We start from the raw sequence: 255 nt of genomic DNA on the forward strand, positions 1-255 counted from the left end.
GGTCACGGTCTACCAGGACCGCGCCGTCGTCACCCGTGCCGCCAGCAGCGACCTGCCCGCCGGCGAACACGAACTGGTCCTGGAAAAGCTGCCCGCCAGCCTGCAGGAGAATTCGCTGCAGGTCTCGGCCAAGAGCAGCGGCCAGGCCACCCTGCTGGATGTGCGCGTGCGCGATGCCTTCCAGGCCGACACCGCGAACGAGCGCGTCAAGCAGTTGGAAGACCAGATCCGCAAGCTGCAGGGCCAGCAGGCCGC

1 protein-coding gene is annotated in these 255 nt (G+C 68.6%); it reads left to right on the forward strand.

Features of this window, described 5'->3' with window-relative positions; all coding sequences use genetic code 11:
* Positions 1-255: DUF4140 domain-containing protein (locus SB771_RS35745; protein WP_410722136.1), on the forward strand; the 255-nt coding region annotated here is incomplete at both ends.

The sequence above is a fragment of the Burkholderia sp. SIMBA_051 genome, assembly GCF_046534915.1.
Classification (GTDB): Bacteria; Pseudomonadota; Gammaproteobacteria; order Burkholderiales; family Burkholderiaceae; genus Burkholderia; species Burkholderia ambifaria.